At 62.2% G+C, this 21,086-nt stretch carries 20 protein-coding genes; 12 read left to right on the top strand and 8 right to left on the bottom strand.

Annotation, left to right across the window (positions count from 1 at the left end):
* Window positions 1-148: 148 nt before the first annotated feature.
* The 4 genes from fba to QZW03_RS11325 all read left to right on the top strand — a co-directional run bounded on the left by fba (window position 149) and on the right by QZW03_RS11325 (window position 3,399).
* Window positions 149-1,231, top strand: coding sequence for a class II fructose-bisphosphate aldolase (gene fba, locus QZW03_RS11340; RefSeq protein ID WP_296510117.1), 1,083 nt, complete (start codon window positions 149-151; stop codon window positions 1,229-1,231).
* A gap of 93 nt (window positions 1,232-1,324) precedes the next feature.
* Window positions 1,325-2,230 carry a phosphoribosylaminoimidazolesuccinocarboxamide synthase gene (locus tag QZW03_RS11335; RefSeq protein ID WP_296510116.1) on the top strand — a complete coding sequence of 302 codons (906 nt, stop codon included), beginning with the start codon at window positions 1,325-1,327 and terminating at the stop codon, window positions 2,228-2,230.
* A 157-nt stretch (window positions 2,231-2,387) separates the two neighbouring features.
* Window positions 2,388-2,969 carry a DJ-1/PfpI family protein gene (locus QZW03_RS11330; RefSeq protein ID WP_296510115.1) on the top strand — a complete coding sequence of 194 codons (582 nt, stop codon included), beginning with the start codon at window positions 2,388-2,390 and terminating at the stop codon, window positions 2,967-2,969.
* Window positions 2,970-3,021: 52 nt separating this feature from the next.
* A complete protein-coding gene (locus QZW03_RS11325; RefSeq protein ID WP_296510114.1) occupies window positions 3,022-3,399 on the top strand; it encodes a ribbon-helix-helix domain-containing protein in 378 nt (125 codons plus the stop codon).
* A 94-nt stretch (window positions 3,400-3,493) separates the two neighbouring features.
* On the opposite strand, the gene QZW03_RS11320 is transcribed toward QZW03_RS11325, so the two are convergent.
* From QZW03_RS11320 to trxA, 7 genes are all read right to left on the bottom strand, one after another.
* Window positions 3,494-4,540, bottom strand: a complete 1,047-nt coding sequence (locus QZW03_RS11320) for an ABC transporter ATP-binding protein (RefSeq protein WP_296510113.1) — start codon at window positions 4,538-4,540, stop codon at window positions 3,494-3,496.
* 23 nt (window positions 4,541-4,563) lie between these two features.
* Entirely contained in the window at window positions 4,564-6,765 is a 2,202-nt protein-coding gene (locus tag QZW03_RS11315; protein ID WP_296510112.1) for an iron ABC transporter permease, read from the bottom strand.
* 74 nt (window positions 6,766-6,839) lie between these two features.
* Complete coding sequence (locus QZW03_RS11310) at window positions 6,840-7,865, bottom strand: ABC transporter substrate-binding protein (RefSeq protein ID WP_296510111.1); 1,026 nt, start codon at window positions 7,863-7,865, stop codon at window positions 6,840-6,842.
* A gap of 11 nt (window positions 7,866-7,876) precedes the next feature.
* Complete coding sequence (locus QZW03_RS11305) at window positions 7,877-8,953, bottom strand: ABC transporter ATP-binding protein (RefSeq protein ID WP_296510110.1); 1,077 nt, start codon at window positions 8,951-8,953, stop codon at window positions 7,877-7,879.
* Window positions 8,950-10,017, bottom strand: a complete 1,068-nt coding sequence (locus tag QZW03_RS11300) for a HAMP domain-containing sensor histidine kinase (protein ID WP_296510109.1) — start codon at window positions 10,015-10,017, stop codon at window positions 8,950-8,952. The genes QZW03_RS11305 and QZW03_RS11300 overlap by 4 nt, the downstream gene beginning before the upstream one ends.
* Window positions 10,014-10,700 (bottom strand): response regulator, encoded by a 687-nt coding sequence (locus tag QZW03_RS11295; RefSeq protein WP_296510108.1) that lies wholly within the window; start codon window positions 10,698-10,700, stop codon window positions 10,014-10,016. Before QZW03_RS11295 ends, QZW03_RS11300 begins: the two co-directional genes overlap by 4 nt.
* A gap of 156 nt (window positions 10,701-10,856) precedes the next feature.
* The gene (trxA, locus tag QZW03_RS11290; protein ID WP_296510107.1) at window positions 10,857-11,813 is read right to left on the bottom strand and encodes a thioredoxin; all 957 of its coding nucleotides are present in this window, start codon (window positions 11,811-11,813) and stop codon (window positions 10,857-10,859) included.
* Between the two features lie 37 nt (window positions 11,814-11,850).
* Between trxA and purE the strand changes: the two genes are divergently transcribed.
* Genes purE through QZW03_RS11275 form a run of 3 tightly spaced genes read left to right on the top strand, consistent with a single transcriptional unit; the run spans window position 11,851 to window position 14,656 of the window.
* Entirely contained in the window at window positions 11,851-12,354 is a 504-nt protein-coding gene (gene purE, locus QZW03_RS11285) for a 5-(carboxyamino)imidazole ribonucleotide mutase (RefSeq protein WP_296510106.1), read from the top strand.
* Complete coding sequence (locus QZW03_RS11280; protein ID WP_296510105.1) at window positions 12,354-13,568, top strand: 5-(carboxyamino)imidazole ribonucleotide synthase; 1,215 nt, start codon at window positions 12,354-12,356, stop codon at window positions 13,566-13,568. Before purE ends, QZW03_RS11280 begins: the two co-directional genes overlap by 1 nt.
* Before the next feature lie 26 nt (window positions 13,569-13,594).
* A complete protein-coding gene (locus tag QZW03_RS11275; protein WP_296510104.1) occupies window positions 13,595-14,656 on the top strand; it encodes an L-threonylcarbamoyladenylate synthase in 1,062 nt (353 codons plus the stop codon).
* A gap of 34 nt (window positions 14,657-14,690) precedes the next feature.
* Here the strand turns inward: QZW03_RS11275 and dacB are convergent, their stop codons facing one another.
* On the bottom strand, window positions 14,691-16,163 hold the full coding sequence (gene dacB, locus QZW03_RS11270) for a D-alanyl-D-alanine carboxypeptidase/D-alanyl-D-alanine-endopeptidase (RefSeq protein WP_296510103.1): 1,473 nt from the start codon (window positions 16,161-16,163) through the stop codon (window positions 14,691-14,693).
* 41 nt (window positions 16,164-16,204) lie between these two features.
* On the opposite strand from dacB, the gene tsaB reads away from it, so the two are divergent.
* The 5 genes from tsaB to QZW03_RS11245 all read left to right on the top strand — a co-directional run bounded on the left by tsaB (window position 16,205) and on the right by QZW03_RS11245 (window position 21,081).
* Complete coding sequence (gene tsaB / locus QZW03_RS11265; protein WP_296510102.1) at window positions 16,205-16,948, top strand: tRNA (adenosine(37)-N6)-threonylcarbamoyltransferase complex dimerization subunit type 1 TsaB; 744 nt, start codon at window positions 16,205-16,207, stop codon at window positions 16,946-16,948.
* Window positions 16,945-17,436, top strand: a complete 492-nt coding sequence (rimI, locus tag QZW03_RS11260) for a ribosomal protein S18-alanine N-acetyltransferase (RefSeq protein ID WP_296510101.1) — start codon at window positions 16,945-16,947, stop codon at window positions 17,434-17,436. The genes tsaB and rimI overlap by 4 nt, the downstream gene beginning before the upstream one ends.
* A gap of 5 nt (window positions 17,437-17,441) precedes the next feature.
* Window positions 17,442-18,290, top strand: a complete 849-nt coding sequence (locus tag QZW03_RS11255) for a uracil-DNA glycosylase (RefSeq protein WP_296510100.1) — start codon at window positions 17,442-17,444, stop codon at window positions 18,288-18,290.
* An 11-nt stretch (window positions 18,291-18,301) separates the two neighbouring features.
* A complete protein-coding gene (gene pyrF / locus QZW03_RS11250; protein WP_296510099.1) occupies window positions 18,302-19,144 on the top strand; it encodes an orotidine-5'-phosphate decarboxylase in 843 nt (280 codons plus the stop codon).
* 113 nt (window positions 19,145-19,257) lie between these two features.
* Window positions 19,258-21,081, top strand: a complete 1,824-nt coding sequence (locus QZW03_RS11245; RefSeq protein WP_296510098.1) for a DUF1800 domain-containing protein — start codon at window positions 19,258-19,260, stop codon at window positions 21,079-21,081.
* Window positions 21,082-21,086: the final 5 nt, after the last annotated feature.

Raw genomic sequence — 21,086 nt, 5'->3', positions numbered from 1 at the left:
AAGGGAGCGCAGGCTCCCTTTTTTTATGCCCCAAGCTCCGATGGCGGGGGTTAACCCTTGGCGAGTAGAATCCGGCAATGGTAAAAGTTACCAAGCGGTTACCAAAGCGGTCCGTTGACGGATTTTTAACTTCCTGGGGATAGAAAAAATGGCACTCGTTTCGATGCGCGAGCTTCTGGACCACGCGGCAACGCACAACTATGCGATTCCTGCGTTTAACGTCAACAACCTGGAACAAGTCCAGGCCATCATGGAGGCGGCTAAAGAAGCGGGTGCCCCCGTGATCATGCAGGCCAGCGCCGGTGCCCGCAAATATGCCGGCGAGCACTTTCTCAAGCACCTGATCCAGGCCGCTGTGGAAAGCTACCCCACCATTCCCGTGGTGATGCACCAAGACCATGGCCAAAGCCCTGCGGTGTGCCAAGGTGCGATTGACCTCGGTTTTAGCTCCGTCATGATGGACGGCTCGCTGGAAGCGGACGGCAAGACGATTGCCAGCTTTGAATACAACGTCGAAGTCACCCGCAAAGTGGTCGACATGGCCCACAAGCTGGGCGTGACGGTGGAAGGCGAGTTGGGTTGCCTCGGCTCCCTGGAAACCATGAAGGGTGACAAGGAAGACGGCCACGGCACCGACGCTGTCATGACCCGTGAACAGCTCCTCACCGATCCGGAAGAGGCTGCTGAGTTCGTCAAACTGACGCAGTTGGATGCTCTGGCGATTGCCATCGGCACCAGCCACGGCGCCTACAAGTTCACCCGCCAGCCCACCGGGGACATTTTGGCGATCGAGCGCATCAAAGAAATCCACGCCCGCATTCCCAACACCCACTTGGTGATGCATGGTTCCAGTGCAGTGCCGCAAGAGTTGCTGGCCGCAATCAACCAATACGGCGGAAAGATGGCCCAGACCTGGGGTGTGCCGGTTGAAGAAGTGCAGCGCGCTATTCCCTTTGGTGTACGCAAGGTCAACATCGACACCGACATCCGCATGGCCATGACAGCCGCCGTGCGCAAGTTCATGTTCGAGAACCCTGAAAAGTTCGATGCCCGCGAGTGGCTCAAGCCCGCGCGCGAGGCCGCCAAGCAACTGTGCAAGCAGCGCTACATTGAATTCGGCTGCGAAGGCCGTGCTGCCAGCATCAAGGGCCACAGCCTGCAAGTGGTGGCGGGCCAATACGCCCGGGGCGAGTTGTCTCAAGTGGTGCAGGACAGCGCGATCACCGCCTGAGTCGCTGCCGCGCCGCATGCCGGCGCGAACTTGCGATAATCCAAGGCTTCGCCCTCCATTCCGGGGCGAAGCCTTTTTATTTTGTTGGACGCCATGACTTCAGCTTTGCACACTTCCGCCCTGTCCCTTCCTCTGCTTGCCCGCGGCAAAGTGCGTGACAACTATGCAGTGGGTGACGACCGTATCCTGATGGTGGCCAGCGACCGCCTGAGTGCGTTCGACGTGATCATGGGCGAGCCTATTCCCGGCAAAGGCGCGCTGCTGACCCAGATGGCCTTGTTCTGGTTCGAGAAGCTGGGCAAAAACGGTGCCGATGTGTGCCCCAATCATTTGACCGGCGATGCCCCTGAGAGCGTCGTAACGGCGGCGGAAGTGGCGCAAGTCACAGGGCGCTCCATGCTGGTCAAACGCCTGAAGCCCTTGCCCGTGGAGGCTGTTGTGCGTGGCTATCTGGCCGGCAGCGGTTGGAAGGAATACCAGCACAACGGCGCAGTCTGTGGCGTAGCCCTGCCCGCGGGCTTGCAAAACGCCAGCAAGCTGCCAGAGCCGATTTACACGCCGGCTGCGAAGGCGGCCGTGGGCGACCACGATGAGAACATCACTTTCGAGCAAACCGTGGAAATGATCGGCTTGGACTTGGCGACCCAAATCCGCGACATCAGCATCCAGATCTACAAGGTGGCAGCCGAGTTTGCGCTCACCAAAGGCATCATCATTGCCGACACCAAATTCGAGTTCGGATTGGACAACGACGGCACCCTGACCTTGATGGACGAGGTACTCACCCCGGACTCCAGCCGCTACTGGCCGGTGGAAAGTTACGAGGTTGGCACCAACCCGCCAAGCTACGACAAGCAGTTCGTGCGCGACTGGCTGGAACAGGCCCTGGTGGACGGCAAGCCTTGGGACAAAACTCCCCCTGCACCCCGCGTGCCGCGCGAGGTGATCGAAAAGACGGCCGACAAGTACCGCGAAGCCTTGCAGCGCCTGACCGCCTGATTCCGGGTGTTTGGGGCTCTGGCCCAGGTCAACACTGCGCAAGCTGCTACTATTTTGATAGTGCTTTCGCGGTGCGCGTGATGTAACAACCCGGTACCACCACGCCGGTGCGCTTCGCTCTAAAAATTGGTCTTCCATCCATAACGAGGAGACCAACATGGCAGCGAAAAAGATCCTGATGATTTGCGGTGACTACTGCGAAGACTACGAAACCATGGTGCCCTTCCAAGCGCTGCTGGCAGTCGGCCACACGGTGCACGCCGTGTGCCCTGATAAGAAGGCGGGCGACCACATCAAGACCGCCATCCACGACTTCGAGGGCGCGCAGACCTATAGCGAAAAGCCCGGGCACAACTTCACCTTGAACGCCAGCTTTGCCGAGGTGAAACCTGAGGCCTATGACGCGCTGGTGATTCCTGGCGGCCGTGGCCCTGAGTACCTGCGCACCTACCCTGCTGTAGTGGCTGCGGTGAAGCACTTCTTTGAGGCCAACAAGCCCGTGGCTGCGGTGTGCCATGGTGCGCAGCTACTGGCCGGTGCCGGTGTGCTCAAGGGCCGTACCTGCTCGGCCTACCCGGCCTGCCGGGTGGAGGTGGAGATGGCGGGCGGTACCTACGCCGACATCGCTATAGACGCAGCAGTGACCGAAGGCAACCTGGTCAGCGCGCCCGCTTGGCCTGCGCACCCGGCCTGGATTGCGCAGTTCCTCGCGCTGCTGGGTACACGTATCTCCCATTGACGCCGTGGGGGCTGGCCCGCACCATGCGGGGCAGCCTACCGAGGAGACAGCTATGTGCCAAGTGTTCATCAGCGCCGACCCCGCCCTGTACGAAAGCCGCGCCCGCTCGGTGCGCCTGCACGGCGTGGCAACCAGCATCAAGCTGGAAAACCTGTTCTGGCGTGTGCTGGATGAGATTGCCACACGCGACAGCATGACCGTGCCTCAACTCTGCACCAAGCTCTATGACGAGTTGGTGGAGGAGCGTGGCGAGGTGGAGAACTTTGCGTCCTTTCTGCGGGTGTGCTGTGGCCGCTACCTGGCGCTGCAGCTCAGCGGCGGCATTCCGCAGGACGCAAGCATTCCGATCGCCAGCCTCAACGCCCAGCGTGTGCTGGCCACCGAGCGCCAGGCTGTGTTGCACGCCGGCCTGCACGTGCGCGCCGCCTGAGGCGCAGCGCCTACGGGCCGTTGATGGACAAGGTGCTGACACCGGACTCCGGCCGCTACTGGCCGGTGGAGAGTTACTGGCCCCCGCATGCCGTTCAAGCTGCTACGACGGATACGCCTCGTTGGGTGATGTTCAAGGTGACCTCATCCTGGGGAGACCAGTGGCCTTGGGCATCCGAGGCCACGACAAAGATGGGTCCTAGAACGGTATCTACCGTTAATTCCTGAAAACTCCCCAGATAAGCCGCTTTGCTCACAGTGCCTTGCAGGCCCGCGCTGTGTCCGGGATGGACGGACCATGCTTCGGGGCGAATCGCCACTTTTACCGGGCCTGCGTTCAAGCGACGCGGTGTGGAGAGCGTGAGGGGACCCAATTCCACCGATCCATTTTCCAGGCATTGGCCATTGAGCAACACGGCTTCGCCCATGAAGCCGGCCACAAACTCCGTTTGCGGGTTTTCGTACAGTTCGCGCGGACTTCCGGCCTGCGCAATCTGCCCTCCATTCATCACAATGATCTGGTCACTGACAGCCAACGCTTCGCTCTGGTCATGGGTCACATAGGCCACCGTCAGTTTCAGCCGCTGTTGGAGTGCCCTGATTTCTTCGCGCATGGAGCGGCGCAAGCGTGCGTCCAGGTTGGATAGCGGCTCATCAAACAAGAGAACAGAGGGCTCCAGCACCAGTGCACGTGCCAAAGCCACGCGTTGCTGTTGCCCCCCTGACAACTCGGCGGGGTAGCGACTTTCGTACCCTCCCAAGCCCACAATGGACATTGCAGAGCGGGCTCGTTCGCTTACCTCCTGCTTCGGTACGCCGCTGACGTTCAGTCCGTAGGACACGTTCTCCAGTACCGACATGTGGGGGAACAAGGCATAGCTCTGAAAGACCATGCTCACGTTGCGCTCCGCCGGCCCCAAGTGGGTGACGTCGCGGCCGTCAATGAAAATTTGGCCGCTGGAGGGCGACTCCAGCCCGGCGATCATGCGCAGGGTGGTGGTCTTGCCACAGCCGGATGGGCCGAGGATGGTAGTCAGCGTCCCTTTGGGAACATGAAAGTCAATCGCGTTGACTACCAGAGGGCTGTGGGCGCCGCCATAGCGCTTGGAGACCTGACGGAAAGAAATTCCAGTGTTGTTCATGGAGGTAATCATCCGGAAAAATTTCAATGGGCAGTCGCAGCATTGCGACGGCCGAGTTTGCGTTCACCCACTAAGGCTTGGACCAGAAGGGTGCTGCAGGACATGAGCAGGATCAGCACCGTGCAATACGCCAACGCTACGCCGTAGTCACCATTGCCGACACGGCCGATGATGTAAGTGGTGGACAGCTCGTACTGCGCAGTGACCAGAAAGATTACGGCAGACACCGTCGTGATGGAGCGCACAAATGAATACACCAGCGCCGCTACCAGCGCTGACTTGATGAGGGGCAGTACCACCAGCCGCAAAGTGGTGAGAGTGTTGGCGCGCAGCATCAGGGACGCCTCGTCCAGGGAGCGATCCAATTGCTTGAAGGCCGCGGTCCCCGCACGTACCCCGACGGGCAGGTTGCGGAACACAAAGCACAAAACGATGATCAGGCCCGTACCGGTTAACTCCACCGGAGGGACGTTGAAAGCCAGGATATAGCTGACACCAAGAACGGTACCCGGGACTGCAAAGGTCAAGAGTGCTGCGAATTCGAAGCTGGCTTTACCCCGGAACTCCGCACGTGCCAGCAACCAGGCGATCAGCAGGCCGAGGCACGCACACAAAGGGGCGGCCATGGCCGCCAGCGATACGGTGGTAAACAGCGAGTTCCATGCAGTGCCTGCCCAGACCACACCGTACTCTCCCCATTGCACGTCAAAGGCCGTGCGGAAGTGGTTCAGCGTGAGGGTGTAGTCCCTGCCCCAGGTCTGGACAAAACCACCTGCGAAGGCAAACAAGTACACGATCAACGTAAACACCAGCCAAGGGCCTGCCACACCGAGACATAGCTTGCGGATACCCGTAGGCAGGGGCATGGGCAAACCCGCATCGCCCTTGCCTGCAACCGTGGTGAAACTGCCTTTTCCCAGCACCCTGCGCTGGATGAAGAAGACCGCAAGCGCAAACACCGTCAGGATCAACGACAAGGCCGCGGCCATGCCGGGGTCCAGAGAAGCTCCCACGATGGCAAAGAAGATCTCAGTGGATAACACGGCGAACTGTCCGCCCACTACGATCGGGTTCCCGAAGTCCGCCATGCTCTCGATGAATCCCACCAGAAATGCATTGGCCAAGCCCGGCTTGAGGAGGGGCAGAGTGACTGTCCAAAAAGTCTGCATTCGGCTGGCGCGCAATGTTTGCGAGGCCTCCTCCATGGAAGGGCTCACGCCTTGCACCACACCGCGCATGATCATGAAGGCAATAGGGGTGAAGGCAAACAACTGGGCCAGCCAGACACCGAAGAAACCATAGAACCAGCGCGTGGGCTCGATGCCAAAAGCCCACTCCAGAAACTGATTGAAGAGCCCGGCACGCCCGAACAACAAAATCAGCCCTAAGCCCACCACAAACGGTGGCGTGATGATGGGCAGCATGGCCAAGATATTGAGTGGCTTTGCCAATACTTTCGCTTCACGCTCTGCCCATAGCGCGATCAACGTGCCTAGGATCGTGGTCCCCGTGGCGGTGAGCAATGCAAGACCCAGTGTGTTCCACGCCACACCGCAGCGACCTTGGCCACTGATACATCCAAGCCCCCAGATTCGAGTTGTGCCGATCCGGTCCCACAAGGCGCTGATGGAGAAAATTCCTTCATCATTGAGTACGCTGCCCACCAAGGACTTGAGGACCGGGTACACCACAAACAGCGCCAGCAAAGCAGTGCAACACAACACGACACCGGCCACGAAGGCGTCACCCTTGAATCCCCCCAGCCGGGCCACACCGATGGAGAGCAGTGCCAGCAGGCTCACTATCAACACCATGGCACCCCATCCCATGCCGGGTTGGGCGTAGTCTGTGGTACCTGCCAATGCAGTAAGCCAGTCCCAGGTCCATCCCACCATACCGATGGCAAATCCGCTGATCACCAGCCCTGCCAGACCCAGGCCGGCGCCACTGCATAGCAATAGGCCCTGACGGCGCGGTGTGTCCGTGAAAACGGCAGAGGCTGCGAGGAGCAGACCCGCGAGGCCGACCCCCAGCCAGGGGTGGGCATGACTCGCCATGTGCGTCCAGCCGTTGGCACTGACAGCGGGCCCCCACAGGCCGGGCAGGGCCTCCCACAGCCCCCCTCGTTGAAGAAAATACCAGGGCAACAGCACAAAGGCCGCAGCACCCAGGGCTGCCCAAAGGGCAATGACGCGGCGTGTTCGCCACGGGTGTAAAGAGGTCATGAGATTCGGCGTGAGGCAGGGCCCGGCCTGCTGCAGAACGCAGCGGCGGGCGGGTTGGCAGGGAAGGAGGGGAATTAGCGTGATTGGCCGTTCACATCGCGCTCCCAGCGCTGGATCAGTCGTTTGCGCTCAGCGGACTGACCGTACTTGGCATAGTCGTAGTCGATCATCTTGATCTTGCGGAAATCCGGCACGCGCGGGTCCACCTTGGTGTCCCGGTTAGAAGGTAGCTGGAACTGCAGCGTGGCAGCGCCCAGCGCCTGTGCGCCCGGCGTCAAAGCCCAGTCATAAAACTTCTTGGCCGCTTCCAAGTTGCGCGCACCGCGCACGATGGACATGGAGCCGATCTCTGCACCGGTGCCGTCGGTGGGGGTGACAGTTTCCAAGGGGAAGCCTTGGGCTTTTTCTCCGGGGCCATCGTGCACAAAACTGATGGATATTGCGGCTTCTCCACGTGCCACTGCCTTGATGGGGCCTACGCCGGAGCGTTGGTAGGTGGCAATGTTTTTGTGCAGCTTGGCCAGATAATCAAAGGCCTTGTCTTCTCCCATTAGTTGCACGAGAGTGGCAATCATGGTGTATGCCGTACCGCTGGAGGACGGGTTGGCGGATTGGATTTCGCCTTTGTACTCAGGCTTGATCAGATCCGCCCACGTCTTCGGGATGGGCAGCTTCTTCTTGGCAATCAGCTCGGTGTTGTATCCAAAACCCAAAGGTCCGGAATAAATGCCTACCGTCTTGTAGCCGGACTGTGCGGCCTGCTTTTGCGCCCAGTCGTACAACTTCGGCAGCAGGGGAGACTTGTATTCCTGGGTCAGGTTTTGCTCTGCAGCCACCAGATGCGGGTCCCCCGTACCTCCGAAAAAGATGTCTGTCTTGGGGTTTGCTTTTTCGGCCATGAGTTGGGCGACCGCTTCGCCTGAGCCCTTGAGCGTCATATTGACCTTGATGCCCTGGCTCTTCTCGAAGGTGACGGCAATCATGCTGCACCATGGCGCTTGGCCGGAGCAAATGATGTTGACCTCGTTGCCGGATTGGGCATAAACACTGGCTTGCGAGAGCGCGATACACGCAGCGGCGATCAGGTGGTTTTTCTTCATGGAAGTCTCCTTTAGAGTTGGACTAGGGGTTCGGGAACGTTGGAAAAAATGGAGGGCAGTAACACGCTGACCCCCTGCGCTGACAAAAACAAGCTGACCGGGGCGCCGGGGGTATAGGCCGTGCCCTCGGACGGGATCTGTACCAATATTTCACCCAAGGTGGTGCGTACGCACACTTCCGACGAGGGGCCCAAAAAAGCGCTCCGCAAGACTTTGCCCGGTAAGCCCGCTGAACTTGCTGGCGCGATACGCCAGGCGTGGGGCCGTACGACGACGCGTACAGCGCCACGGCGCAGTCCGGGGTAGGGGCCGATCTGTAAGGGACCCAGATGCACCAATCCCTGGATGTTCACCTCCGCATCAAAGGTGGCTGCGTCACCCATAAAGCCGGCAATGAACTCCGACAGGGGGCGTTCATAAAGATCCCGTGGAGAGCCGATCTGCACAATCCGGCCCTCTTGCATGACGACGACGCGGTCACTGACTGACATGGCTTCTGCATGGTCGTGGGTGACGTACAGCACCGTCAGTTCCAGCCTCTGTTGCAGTGCGCGGATGTCTTCACGGATATGGCGTCGCAAGTTGCTGTCGAGGTTGGAGAGGGGCTCATCCAGCAACAAGATGCGGGGTTGCAGTGCGAGGGCGCGGGCCAATGCCGTGCGCTGTTGCTGGCCGCCGGAGAGCTCATGCGGCATACGCTTTTCCAAGCCATGCAGACCAACCAGCGCGATGGCCTGGGTACTGCGCTCACGCTGGCTCGCCACAGACAGGCCTTGCATGCGCAAGCCGTAGCAGACATTGTCTTCCACGCTCAGGTAGGGAAACAGGGCGTAGTTCTGGAACACCAGGCTGAGGTCCCGTTGCTCTGCGCTCTTGGAGGTGACGTCTTCCCCGTGAAAAATCAGGTGCCCGGCATCGGGTCTTTCCAGTCCGGCTACCAGACGCAGCAGTGTGGTTTTGCCGCATCCGGAGGGGCCCAGAAGTGTCGTTAATCGGCGATCCGGTATGTGCACGTCCACTCCGTGCAGTGCCCGGTACCCATTGGCATAGGTCTTGGTCACCCCGAGGATCTCCAGGCCAGCCCTCATGCCGGCATCCTCAAGATAGCTTTCGACAGTGCCACATTCGGCATCGAGTGAGCTTGTTCGGCGGAGTCTTGTGCCATGGCATGCTCGGGCCGGGGCCAGCGGACCACGGCGTCTACGCCCAGCACGGCACCCTGCTGGATACGGTTGTAGAGGTCCAGCGTCGCGTGCATGGAAACGGCGATTTGCTTGCAGATCGACAGGCCCAAACCCACGCCGGTGCCCCCGCTGGCCGATTCGAAAGGCTGGAACAGACGCTCCCGCACCGCTTCGTCCAATCCACCGGCGTTGTCCCAGACCAGAAGTTCTATTTCGTCCGGTAGATGGCGAACGACTACCCCCAGACTCGCCCCGGACGCGGATTGGCGTATTGCATTGGCCAACAGATTGCGTAGCAATTCACCGACTAGCCAGCTGTCGCTCATGAGCCGCACGGGTTCGGCGTCCAGAGAAACTTCCAACTGTTTGCGGGCAATCAAGGGCGCGAATTCGACCAAAACATCACTGGCCAGATGGTGCAGGTCTACGGTGGTCCATTGCGCATGACGCACCTTCTGCTCCACTTTCGCCTGCGACAGCAGTTGATTCGCAAGATGGCTTGCACGATCCAGCGTACGCAGCATTTTTAGTAGGGTGTCAGAGGCTGGAAGCTCCCCGGACGTCACGCCCTGTAACTGGGTTTTCAGCACTGCCAATGGCGTGCGCAGCTGGTGCGAGGCTTCCGCAATGAAGCGCTGCTGTTGCTCCAAAGCATCTTGTTGTTGTTGCCATTGCACGTTCAAGGCACGCATGATCGGTTCCAGCTCTGCTGCCGGGGTATGGTCCAAGGGCGTTGTTTCCTGGGGCTGACGGCCCGCCACGGTCTTAGCCAGTAGCTGCACCGGCCGCAGGCACAGCCCCGCCAGCCACCATAGCGTCGGTGCGCCCGCCACCGCAATGAAGACCACCAGCCAGGGCGCTGTGAACCCGAGTGCACCGATGGCCGTACCCAGGCCTGTGCAGAGCAAGAACATCAGTAGTAATTGCCTTCGCATCGACAGGGCGGCTTTGCCGTTGGCCCGGGTCATGCTGAGTCCTTGCTGTCGTGACCCAGTTCGTCCACCAGAAGGTAGCCGATACCGCGCATCGTCAACAAAGCTGCGCCACTGCCTGCCAAGCGCTTGCGCAAACGGTGCGCCAGCAGATCGATGGCATCGCTTTGGTGGCTGGCATCGTCGCCGAAGATGGCCTGAAACAAGTCGTCTTTGGACACCGGACGGCCCGGCTTGGTGATCAAGGCGCGCAACATAGCGCTTTCTCGGGGGGCAATCTCCAAGGGGCGCCCGGATCGCAGGAACAGCCCCTGGTTTGTGTCGAGCTGCAAGTGCCCGCAGCGGAAGTCTTCGGTGCCCTGGCTGCGCCTCATCAGGGCGCGCAGGCGAGCCACCAGTTCCTCGGTGTCGAAAGGCTTGGTCAGATAGTCATCGGCACCAAGGGTTAGACCGGTGACCCGCTCGCCGATGGAGGCTCTGGCGGTGACCACGAGCACGGGCAGACGTAAGCCCAAGTCCCGCATGCGTTGCAATACGTCCAGACCATCCAACCCCGGCAAGCTCAGGTCCAGAATGACCGCGTCGAAGCTGCGTTTGCGCATCCACGCCAATGCCTCATGCCCATCGGCACAGCACACCGGCTTGAACCCACGCGACGCCAATACACGACCCAAGGCGTCCACCAGATCCAGATCATCTTCAACCAACAGCACATCCATGCCGGTATCGTGCTGTCCGCGGGCTCGCCCTGCAATGGGGTTAGCGCGCAGGTTGAGTGAAAGAATCTTGAAATGTGGGCACCGCTATCCGCGTGCCTAAGGCCCCAGAAATGAAAAAGCCGCCACAAGGCGGCTGTTGGGGGAGGCAGTGCGTTATCAGTTCAGCGCCATGCTGAGCTTGCGGCGGTAGCTGGCCACCAGCTGTGCTTGAGGGTCCTGCTCAGGCACCACTTTGCCCAGCACCTCGATACCGCCCGTGGCTTTACCGGCAGCAGCGGGGTCTGCTTTGGGCTTGGGTGGGGTCAGCAGTTCGAGGATGGCCACAAAGGTCTTGCGGGGTACTTCGGCGTTCCAGGCTTTGTCGCGCATGATGATTTCCAGCAGCTCGTCCATGGAGCCGGTCCAGTCGCCGCCCACCATGAGCACGCGGGCTTTGGCCAGGCGGGTCTCGAAGTCGCGCTTGTTGGTGGCAATGATTTCGTCAAACTGGGCAGGCGTCCACAGGCCCTTGTCGTCGGTCAGCACGAACTTGATGGCATCCAGAAACTGGGCCAAAGCCTCAAAGCGCTGCTGCTTGGGGATGTAGGCCAGCGTCGGGGCCAGGGCGGCCTCGGCGTCTTCAATCATGTCGCTCTCAATCAGCAGCTTGACGTAGTCGTAGCGGGCGTCATCGTTACCGGGGTTCAGGGTCAACGCCTCGTGCAGCTTGGTCAAAGCGGCCAGCGGGTCACCGGCTTCTGCCAGCGCTTCGGCGTCCTGAACGTCGGCTTCTGCTTCCAGCACCTCTTCGGTGGGCACATGCTTGTCCAGAAACTCTTTGAGCTTGCTCTCGGGTACCGCGCCCATGAAGCCGTCGGCCGGTTTGCCATTGATCATCAACACGCAGGTCGGAATACTGCGGATGCCGAAGGCCTGGGCGAGCTGCTGCTCCTGGTCGGAGTCGATTTTCACCAGCTTGAAGCGACCGGCGTAGTCGGCCTCCACCTTCTCCAGCAAGGGGCCCAGCGTCTTGCACGGGCCGCACCAAGGCGCCCAAAAGTCCACCAGAACGGGCACCTGGTGGGAGGCGGCGATGACTTCGGTTTCGAAGTTTTCAAGGGTGACGTCGATCATGGGGAAGTAGCTCGGGGTGAAAAAGTAAAATTCAACAATGAAAACAATTCAAATCGGCGTCGTCATGGGTTCCAACTCGGATTGGGACACCATGCAACACGCAGTCCAGATTCTCCAACAGTTTGGTATCGGCTTCGAGGCGCGCGTGATTTCCGCGCACCGCATGCCCGATGACATGTTCCGCTACGCCGAAGCGGCGGCAGGCCGTGGCCTCAAAGCCATCATTGCCGGTGCCGGCGGTGCGGCGCATTTGCCGGGCATGTTGGCCGCAAAAACTACGGTGCCCGTACTGGGCGTTCCGGTGCAGAGCAAAGCGCTCTCCGGCGTGGACTCCTTGCACAGCATTGTGCAAATGCCCAAAGGCATTCCGGTGGCGACATTCGCTATCGGCAACGCCGGTGCGGCGAACGCGGCCTTGTTTGCGGTGGCGCTCTTGGCCAACGAAAACCCGGACCTGCGCATGGAGCTCGACGCTTTCCGCATCGACCAGACCCAAACCGCCCGCAACATGACCCTGCCGGTGACCGGCAGCGCTACGTAATGGCTGCAACAGATACCGGATCGGCAGCCGCTGCGTTGGGCGCCAGCACAGAAACGACCCTGGGCGTGATGGGTGGTGGCCAGTTGGGTCGCATGTTTGCCCACGCGGCGCAGCAAATGGGCTTTTTCACCGCGGTGCTGGACCCGGATACCACCAGCCCGGCCGGGCGCATCAGCCACCACCATGTGCAAACTGCGTATACCGACCCTGAGGGTCTGGCCCGCTTGGCGGCCGTGTCGGTAGCCATCACCACCGAGTTTGAGAACGTGCCCGCCCAAGCGCTGAACCAGCTGGCCCAGAGCCGGCCGGTGGCACCCAGTGGTGCCGCGGTGGCGATTGCGCAGGACCGCGCGGCGGAGAAGGCGCATTTTGTGAAGTGCGGCGTGCCGTGCGCGCCTTACGCAGTCATTGAAACCGCCGAGCAGTTGGCTGCCATTGACGCTAATTTGCTGCCAGGGATCTTGAAAACCGCTCGCATGGGCTACGACGGCAAAGGCCAGGTCCGGGTGAAAACGCCTGCCGAGTTGGCCGCCGCCTGGGCCGACCTCCACGGCGTGCCCTGCGTGCTCGAAAAAATGCTGCCCCTGCAGCTGGAGTGCAGCGTGATCGTGGCGCGCGGCGCCGATGGCACCTGCGTGAACTTGCCGGTACAGCGCAATCTGCACCGCGACGGTATTCTGGCGGTGACCGAGGTTTATGAGGGAAATCTGCCTCCAGCCCTCGCAGAACGTGCGGTAGCTGCTGCAAAATCGATAGCAAGCGGCGTGGATTACGTGGGTGTGTTGTGCGTTGAGTTTTTTGTGCTGGACGAGTCCCACCCCGCCGCTGCGGGCTTGGGGGGTCTGGTGGTGAACGAGATGGCCCCGCGCCCGCACAACAGCGGCCACTACAGCATGGACGCCTGCGACGTGTCGCAATTCCACCTGCAGGTGCGCACCCTGGCCGGCCTGCCGCTGGTGCAGCCGCGTCAGCACAGCCCCGCGCTGATGCTCAACCTCTTGGGCGACATCTGGCCCGAGGACGGTCGCAATGGCGGTGTGCCTGACTGGGCGGCTGTGCTGGCCTTGCCCGGCACTCACCTGCACCTGTACGGCAAGTTGGATGCGAAAAAGGGCCGCAAGATGGGTCACCTCAATATCACCGGCGCCGCCGTGGAGGGCGTGCGCGCCACCGCGTTGGAGGCCGCGCGCATCCTCGGCATCGCCGCGTTCTGAATGCTTGCTACTGTGTCGCCCCGCGCATGATTGTTGCTGCCTACCAATTCGCTGATGGCGTAGAGCTTGCTCCTGATTCCATAGCTGCCAGCGCAGATGTGGTGAGTGCTGGAGGTCTATTGGGCTTGCCTACCGAGACAGTCTATGGCCTGGGCGCGGATGCGTCGGACCCGGCGGCCGTGGGCCAGATATTCACTGCCAAAGGCCGGCCTGCGGACCACCCACTGATCGTGCATGTGGCGGCGTTTGACGGCGGCATGGGCGGTGTGGCGCACTACTGCGCCCGGGTGCCGGCGTTTGCGCAGCAGCTCATGTCGGCCTTTTGGCCCGGCCCGCTCACCCTCATCCTGCCGCGCAAAGAGGGCGTGGGTGAAGCGGCTGCCGGCGGCCAAAACAGCATCGGCCTGCGCTGCCCCGCGCACCCGGTCGCTCAAGCGGTGCTGGCCACTCTGCGTAAGCCTTCGGACGGCGGGCGCGTGGTCTGGGGCATTGCGGCGCCCAGCGCCAACAAGTTCGGCCGCGTGAGCCCCACGACGGCGGCCCATGTGCACAGCGAATTCGGTGACGACTTACTGATCCTGGACGGTGGCCCCTGCGAAGTGGGCATCGAGTCCACCATCATCGACTGCACACGGGGCGCGCCGGTGTTGTTGCGCCCGGGCTCCATCACGGCGCAGCAGGTGGAAGACGCCTGCGGCCGCAAATTGCTATCGAAAGAGGAGCTGGAGGCGAAGAACCAGCCGGGGCCAAGAGCCTCCGGGACCCTGGAGTCGCACTATGCGCCCAGCGCCACGGTGCGCTTGATGGATGCCAAGGCCCTGCAAGCGGCGCTGGACCTGCTCAGCAGTGTCACCGCACCCGACCAGCGGCCTACCATCGCGCTGTACCACCGCAGCCCGCTGCAGGTGCGCTCACCCTTGGTCGCAGCCCACCGCATGCCCCTGCATGCCCAACCTGCCGCCCATGAGCTGTTTTCCAAACTGCGCGAGATGGATGCGCAGGGCGTCAAGCTGATCTGGGTCGAAGCCCCGCCCGACACCCCCGAGTGGGACGGCGTGCGTGACCGCCTGACCCGCGCCGCGGCGTAAGCCCGGCGCCATAGCGGTCGAACCGGCGCGGTGCCTATTGGTCGCGCCCGGCCCAGTCCACCAAGGCGTCCAGCGCAGGCCGGGCTTCGTTGGCATTGGCGTGGTTGATAAAGGCCACCAACACATAGCGTTTGCCACTCGCCGCGTGCACATAGCCGGCCAGTGTGACCACGCCGTTCAAGGTGCCGGTCTTCAGATGGGCGGTGCCGCTGGTGCGGGTTTTGATGCGCTTGAGCGTGCCATCGACCCCGGTGATTGGCAGCGACGACATCAGCTCCGGCATGAAGGGGGCCGCAAAGGTGGCCTGGAGCAGCCGGCCCATGGCCTGTGCGCTGATGCGCTCCTGGCGCGAGAGGCCAGAGCCGTTCTCCAGCACCGGCGCATCGTCCGTGCCAATGCGGTCTTTCCACCAGCGCTGTAGCAAAGTTCGGCTGGCGGCAAAGCTGCCTGGGGGCAGGTTGGCATCGGCCACTACATCGGTCGGCAGGCCTTGGGCATTGCCTGCGACCCGGCCCAGCGTCAAAAACACCTGCTGGGCCATCACGTTGTTGCTGTATTTGTTGATGTCGCGAATCACCTCCGCGAGCGACGCTGAGTTCACCACCAGCGCCGGCTTGGCCGCCAGCAAGGTAGCTGGCACAGCGCCGTTGCGCACACTGCCGAGCACTTTTCCGCCCATGCTTTCCCACAAGCCCTGCACCGTACGGGCTGCATAGGATTTGGGGTCGGCGTAGGCCACCGGCCACACTTTTTCGCCGCAGCTGGCCGGGTAGCTACCGGCAAACCGGATGCGCGCCGGGTCGGCAAAGTCGGCCTTGAGCGCGCTGCGGTAGTCCCCGCAGTCGGCCGCGCCGGGTGCCAGGGGCACAGTGGCCGGGAGGCTGACGCCGGCCAGCGGCGGGTCGTATTGCACATAGGCAACATTGGCGCCGCGGTCGGGGCTGAAGGTCATGACCACCGACTTGTAGTTGATCAGCAGGGCGTCCGGCGCCACGTTGTAGGGGCGCAGCGGCTCGCCGTCGAACTTGGCCGGGTCCGGCTCGGGCACCTCCAGGGCGCTGCGGTCGAGCACGATGTCGCCCGCAATGGTTTTGATACCCAGGCCCTGTACCCGGTGCAGCAGCAGCCACAGGCGCTCCAGCACCAGCTTGGGGTCGCCCTGGCCTTTGATGTGCAGGTTGCCATTGAGCACGCCGTTTTGCACCGTGCCGTCCACATACACCGGGGTGGCCCAGGTGTAGGCCGGGCCCAGCAGGTCGAGCGCAGCAATGGTGGTGACCAGTTTCATGGTGGATGCCGGGTTCATGGGGCTGGTGGCTCGGTGCGCCAGCCGGGGCGCTGCACCCCCTTGGGCCTCGGTCACTAAAAACGACACCGCGTCGCGCGGTACTTTGGCGCGGGCCAGGGCGGCGTCCACTTCAGGGGGGAGGGCTTGGGCGGTGGCTTGCCACGCCCACAGGGCAATGGCCGCGCAGGCAAGTCGGGAGAGTGGGCGGGGGATCAACATGCGGGCATTATCCGGCCCTGCCCAACAGGGATAATTGGGGCATGAACCTGTTGGCCCTGGATACCGGAACCGAATTTCTCTCGATCGCGCTGCGCACCGACGGGGCCGATGGCTCGCGTGTTGTGGAGCACCTGAGCGCTGGTGGCGCCAAGGCCTCTACCGACCTGATTGCGGCGATCCTGGGCATGTTGGCGGATGCCGGTGTGCGGCTGGCGGACCTGGACGCGATTTGCTTTGGCAGTGGACCTGGCTCTTTCACCGGCTTGCGCACCGCGTGTTCCGTGGTGCAGGGGTTGGCTTTCGGGGCGGATGTGCCTGTGCTGCCGGTGGACTCGCTCTTGGCTGTGGCCGAGGACGCCCGCTTCCGCACCCTGCCCGATGCCCCGGAGCTCACCGTGACCGCGCTGCTGGACGCACGCATGGACGAGATGTATGCCGCCCGCTACCTCTACACCGGCGGGCAGTGGCGCACCCTGAGCCCTAGTGCCCTTGTGCGCCCGCAAGACTGGGTGGCAAGCCCCGTGGAGGGCGCGCCCCACCTGGTGGCGGGCAATGTGTTTACCGTGTATGCCGACCGCTTGCCAGCCACCTCTCTGGACGCCGCGGAGGTCGTCCCGGCCTTGCCTACGGCGGCCGCCATGTTGCGGCTGGCACCGGTGCTGCTGGCGCAAGGTCTGGCTGTCGATGCCGCGTTGGCCATGCCCAGCTATATCCGCGACAAGGTTGCCAAAACCACCGCCGAGCGCGAGGCTGAAAAGGCCGCTGCAGCGGCGGCTGCGCCATGAGCCCGTACCGCGCTGTGCCTGCCCCGGAGGTCCTGCACGAGGCGGTGTTTGAGCCGCTGCTGGCCGATTCATTGGACCAGGTGTTGCATGTAGAGCAGCGCACGTATGCCCACCCTTGGAACCGCGCCAACTTTATCGATGCCCTGCACAGCGGCTACCAGGCCCAGATGGTCACCGCCAACGGCCAGTTGCTCGGCTATTTTGTGGCCATGAAGGGAGTGGACGAGGTGCACCTCCTTAACATCACGGTCGCGCCGGAGTACCAAGGCCAAGGCTGGGCGCGCATCATGCTCGACGCACTGGCCGTCTGGGCGCGCGGCCAAGGCGCGCAGTGGCTGTGGCTGGAAGTGCGGGTGCACAATGCGCGCGCCATCAAGGTGTACGAGGCGCATGGCTACCGCCGCGTGGGCATGCGCAAAGCCTATTACCCCGCAGATCGCGGGCAACGTGAAGACGCCATCGTCATGAGCCTGGCACTGGAGCACTGAACACCATGGCACTGCAACTCGACGAGCGCCAACGCGCCATGCTGCTGGAAATGGGCGTGCGCGTGTGGCTACCCGGTACCGCATTCGCAACCGTATCCGAGGACGCGCCGGCGCAAGCCGCGGCCTTGCCTGCGCGCACTGCGCCGGTGGCGGCGCAAACACCCCGTGCCAGTGCACCCATGCCCGTGGTGGCACCCTTGCGTCCGGCACCGGTCGCCGCCCCGGTGTTACCGGCAGCCGAGCGTCCCGTGCAGCCTTCCGAGCTGGCCGCGCTGGACTGGAACGGACTGGCCGATACAGCCGCCGCCTGCGAGTTGTGCGGGCTGTGCGCCGGTCGCAAACACGCCACCTTGCAACCCGCTGCTCAGCTGCAAGCGGACTGGATGGTGGTGGGCGACCCGCCGGAAGAAGATGAAGACAGTGCCGCCCAAGCCTTTGTAGAGGCCCCCGGCCTGCTGCTCGACAACATGCTCAAAGCCGTGGGCGTGAGCCGCAGTGGCACCGGCGCGCAGGGTGCCTATGCCACCAACGTGGTGAAGTGCCGCCCACCCCACGGGCGCAACCCGTCGCCCGCAGATCTGGCGCAGTGCGCCCAGTACCTGCAGCGTGAAATTGAGTTGGTGCAACCCAGGGTGATTTTTGCGGTCGGCCGCTTTGCTATTCTGACCCTGTTGTCCGAGCACGGCGCGCTGGCGACCCAGCCCTTGGGCAAATTGCGCGGGCAGGTGTACCGCTACCGCGGCATTCCGGTGGTGGTGAGCTACCACCCCAAGCTGTTGCTGCGCAACAGCGCCGACAAAGCCAAAGCCTGGGCCGATTTGTGCCTGGCCATGGACAGTGTGACCCCTTCTTAAAATAGGCACCCATGACCTTTACTGAACAATTGCGCGCCGCCGAGCGCCAAAACGGCTCCCTCTTGTGCGTGGGCCTGGACCCCGAGCCTGCCAAGTTCCCGACCCACTTGCGCGGGGACGCCAGCAAGATTTACGACTTCTGCGCCGCTATCGTCGATGCCACGGCGGACCTGGTGAACTCCTTTAAGCCCCAGATTGCCTACTTTGCCGCCCATGGCGCTGAAGCCCAGTTGGAAAAGCTGATGGAGCATATGCGCCGCACCGCCCCCGGCGTGCCGGTGATTCTGGATGCCAAGCGTGGCGACATCGGCAGCACCGCGGAGCAGTACGCCAAAGAGGCCTTCGAGCGCTACGGGGCCGATGCCGTGACGCTGTCGCCCTTCATGGGGTTTGATTCTGTGGCGCCTTACTTGAAGTACCACGGCAAGGGCGCCTTTTTGCTGTGCCGCACCTCCAACCCGGGTGGTGACGATTTTCAGCCCCAGCATTTGCGCGACCTGCCCGGCCAGCCACGCCTCTACGAGCACATTGCCGCGCTAGCGCAAGGCCCCTGGAACCTGAATGGCCAGCTCGGCCTGGTAGTGGGTGCCACGTACCCCGCAGAAATCGAGCGGGTGCGGGCGCTGGCCCCTACCGTGCCCTTGCTGATCCCCGGAGTGGGCGCACAAGGTGGCGATGCGGTTGCCACCGTCAAAGCAGGCTGGAAGTCGGTCAACGGTGAGACCACAGCACCGATTGCGGTCAACTCCTCGCGGGCCATTTTGTATGCGTCTGCGGGCATGGATTTTGCTGAATCTGCCCGTTCAGAGGCCATCCGGACCCGCGAGACTTTGCAGCGGGCTGCTGCTACGTGATGTTTCAGGGGTAACGGTTTGTAAGCCCGCTGATGAAAAAGCGGGTTCTTTCCGTAACCTCTAGTGAAAGAGCACATTCCGGATGGCCGGCATGTCGCCATGCCAAGGCCTGTATGGAAACATCAACTCTCTCTTCCCGACGCGTTCCAGAGACGCAAGACCCCGGTCATCCACTGAGCGCAACGGCTGTGGCTGCGTTGGCGAGTGCCGCATTGAGTGCATGCGGAGGGGGCGGTGATGGTGGCTCCACAGCGACCAGCGCTTACACGCCGGTCACGGCAGGCCGCGCAGTCGCGCTCAACACGACGGCCTACAGTGCGCTGGCCAGCGTGACCGACACCCAAGCAGCCCGGTTTTTATTGCAAGCCGGTTTTGCCGCCACAGACGCAGATGTCGCTTCGGTGCGCAGTCGGGGGTATGCGGGTTGGATACAAGCGGAAATAGGCAAGTCTTCCGGTATCAGTGGTTGGGATTGGCTCAACAGCCAAGGTTACGGCGATGTGTACAACACCGCCAACTACTACGACAGCGATTCCCCGGGCAACTACATGATCTGGAGTCAGCTCATGACCGCACCGGACCCCATGCGCAAACGGGCTGCCTTGGCGCTGTCGGAGATATTGGTTGTCTCGCTGGCGGGCCTGGACTTTTCGTGGCGCAGTCACGGAATCGCGCACTATTGGGATACCTTGGTAAAGCATGCCTTTGGCAACTTCCGGGATCTGCTGGAGGCCATCACCCTCAACCCTGCGATGGGGTACTACCTCAACACCAAAGGCAACCTCAAAGAAAACACCAGCACCGGCCGCCAGCCCGACGAGAACTATGCCCGCGAGGTCATGCAGCTGTTTACCGTCGGCCTGAATCTTTTGAATGCGGACGGCAGTTTGAAACTCGATGGCAGCGGCAAAGCTCAAGAGACCTACACCTCCAGCGATGTCAGCAACCTGGCCCGGGTGTTTACCGGCTACGACGTGGACCGCAGCCAGAACGTCGACACCGTGATCGCGCAAACCGGCGGCGGTACGCGCAATATCCCCAACACCACGTACGTGCGGCTTCCGATGAAGCTCACCGCCTCGAACCACTCTACGCTGGCGGCCAGCTTTCTGGGTGTGACGGTGCCCGCCAACACGGCCGGTGCAGCGGCCCTGAAAACGGCGTTGGACACCTTGTTCAACCATGCCAACACGCCCCCGTTTATTTGCAAACAATTGATTCAGCGGCTGGTGACCAGCAATCCCAGCGCTGCGTATGTCGGTCGCGTCGCGGCCGTGTTTGTGAATAACGGGAGCGGTGTGCGCGGTGACCTCGCGCACGTGTTTGCGGCCATCTTGCTGGATGACGAGGCCCGCAACGCCACAGGCCTGAGTGCTCCGGAGTTCGGGAAACTGCGCGAACCCATGCTGCGCCTGGTGCAGTGGGTGCGCACATTCGGCGTAGTGTCCGCCAGCGGTGCCTGGAAGATCGGTGACCTGAGTTCGCCCGGCAGCGCCTTAGGGCAAAGCCCTTTGCGCTCGCCGTCGGTGTTCAACTTTTTCAGGCCGGGTTACGTTCCACCATCGACAGTGGCTCCACCTGCAACCGGGTTGAGTACGGGTAAGGTCGCACCTGAGTTCCAGATCGTGAACGAAAGTAGCGTGGGCGGCTACCTCAATTACATGATGACGGTGATTGACAGTGGTCTGAGCTCTGCGGACATCAAAGCCGGCTACGCCACTGAATTGACCTTGGTGCTGGACCCAGCCGCGCTGGTGCAGCGCCTCAATTTGTTGCTAGCCGGCGGCCAACTCTCCGGGACCACGGTCACGGCCATCGTGAATGCCCTGCTGAGCGTGAGTGTTACCGCCAGCAGTAGCGCAACCGTCAAACGCAACCGTGTCTGCGCGGCGGTGCTGATGGTGATGGCCAATGTTGAGTACCTAGTGCAGAAATAAGGCGG

It is taken from the genome of Rhodoferax sp., assembly GCF_013297935.1.
In the GTDB taxonomy this organism is placed as follows: domain Bacteria; phylum Pseudomonadota; class Gammaproteobacteria; order Burkholderiales; family Burkholderiaceae_C; genus Allorhodoferax.
The sequence above is the reverse complement of the archived record's forward strand: the minus strand, read 5'-3'. Positions and strand labels throughout refer to the sequence as shown.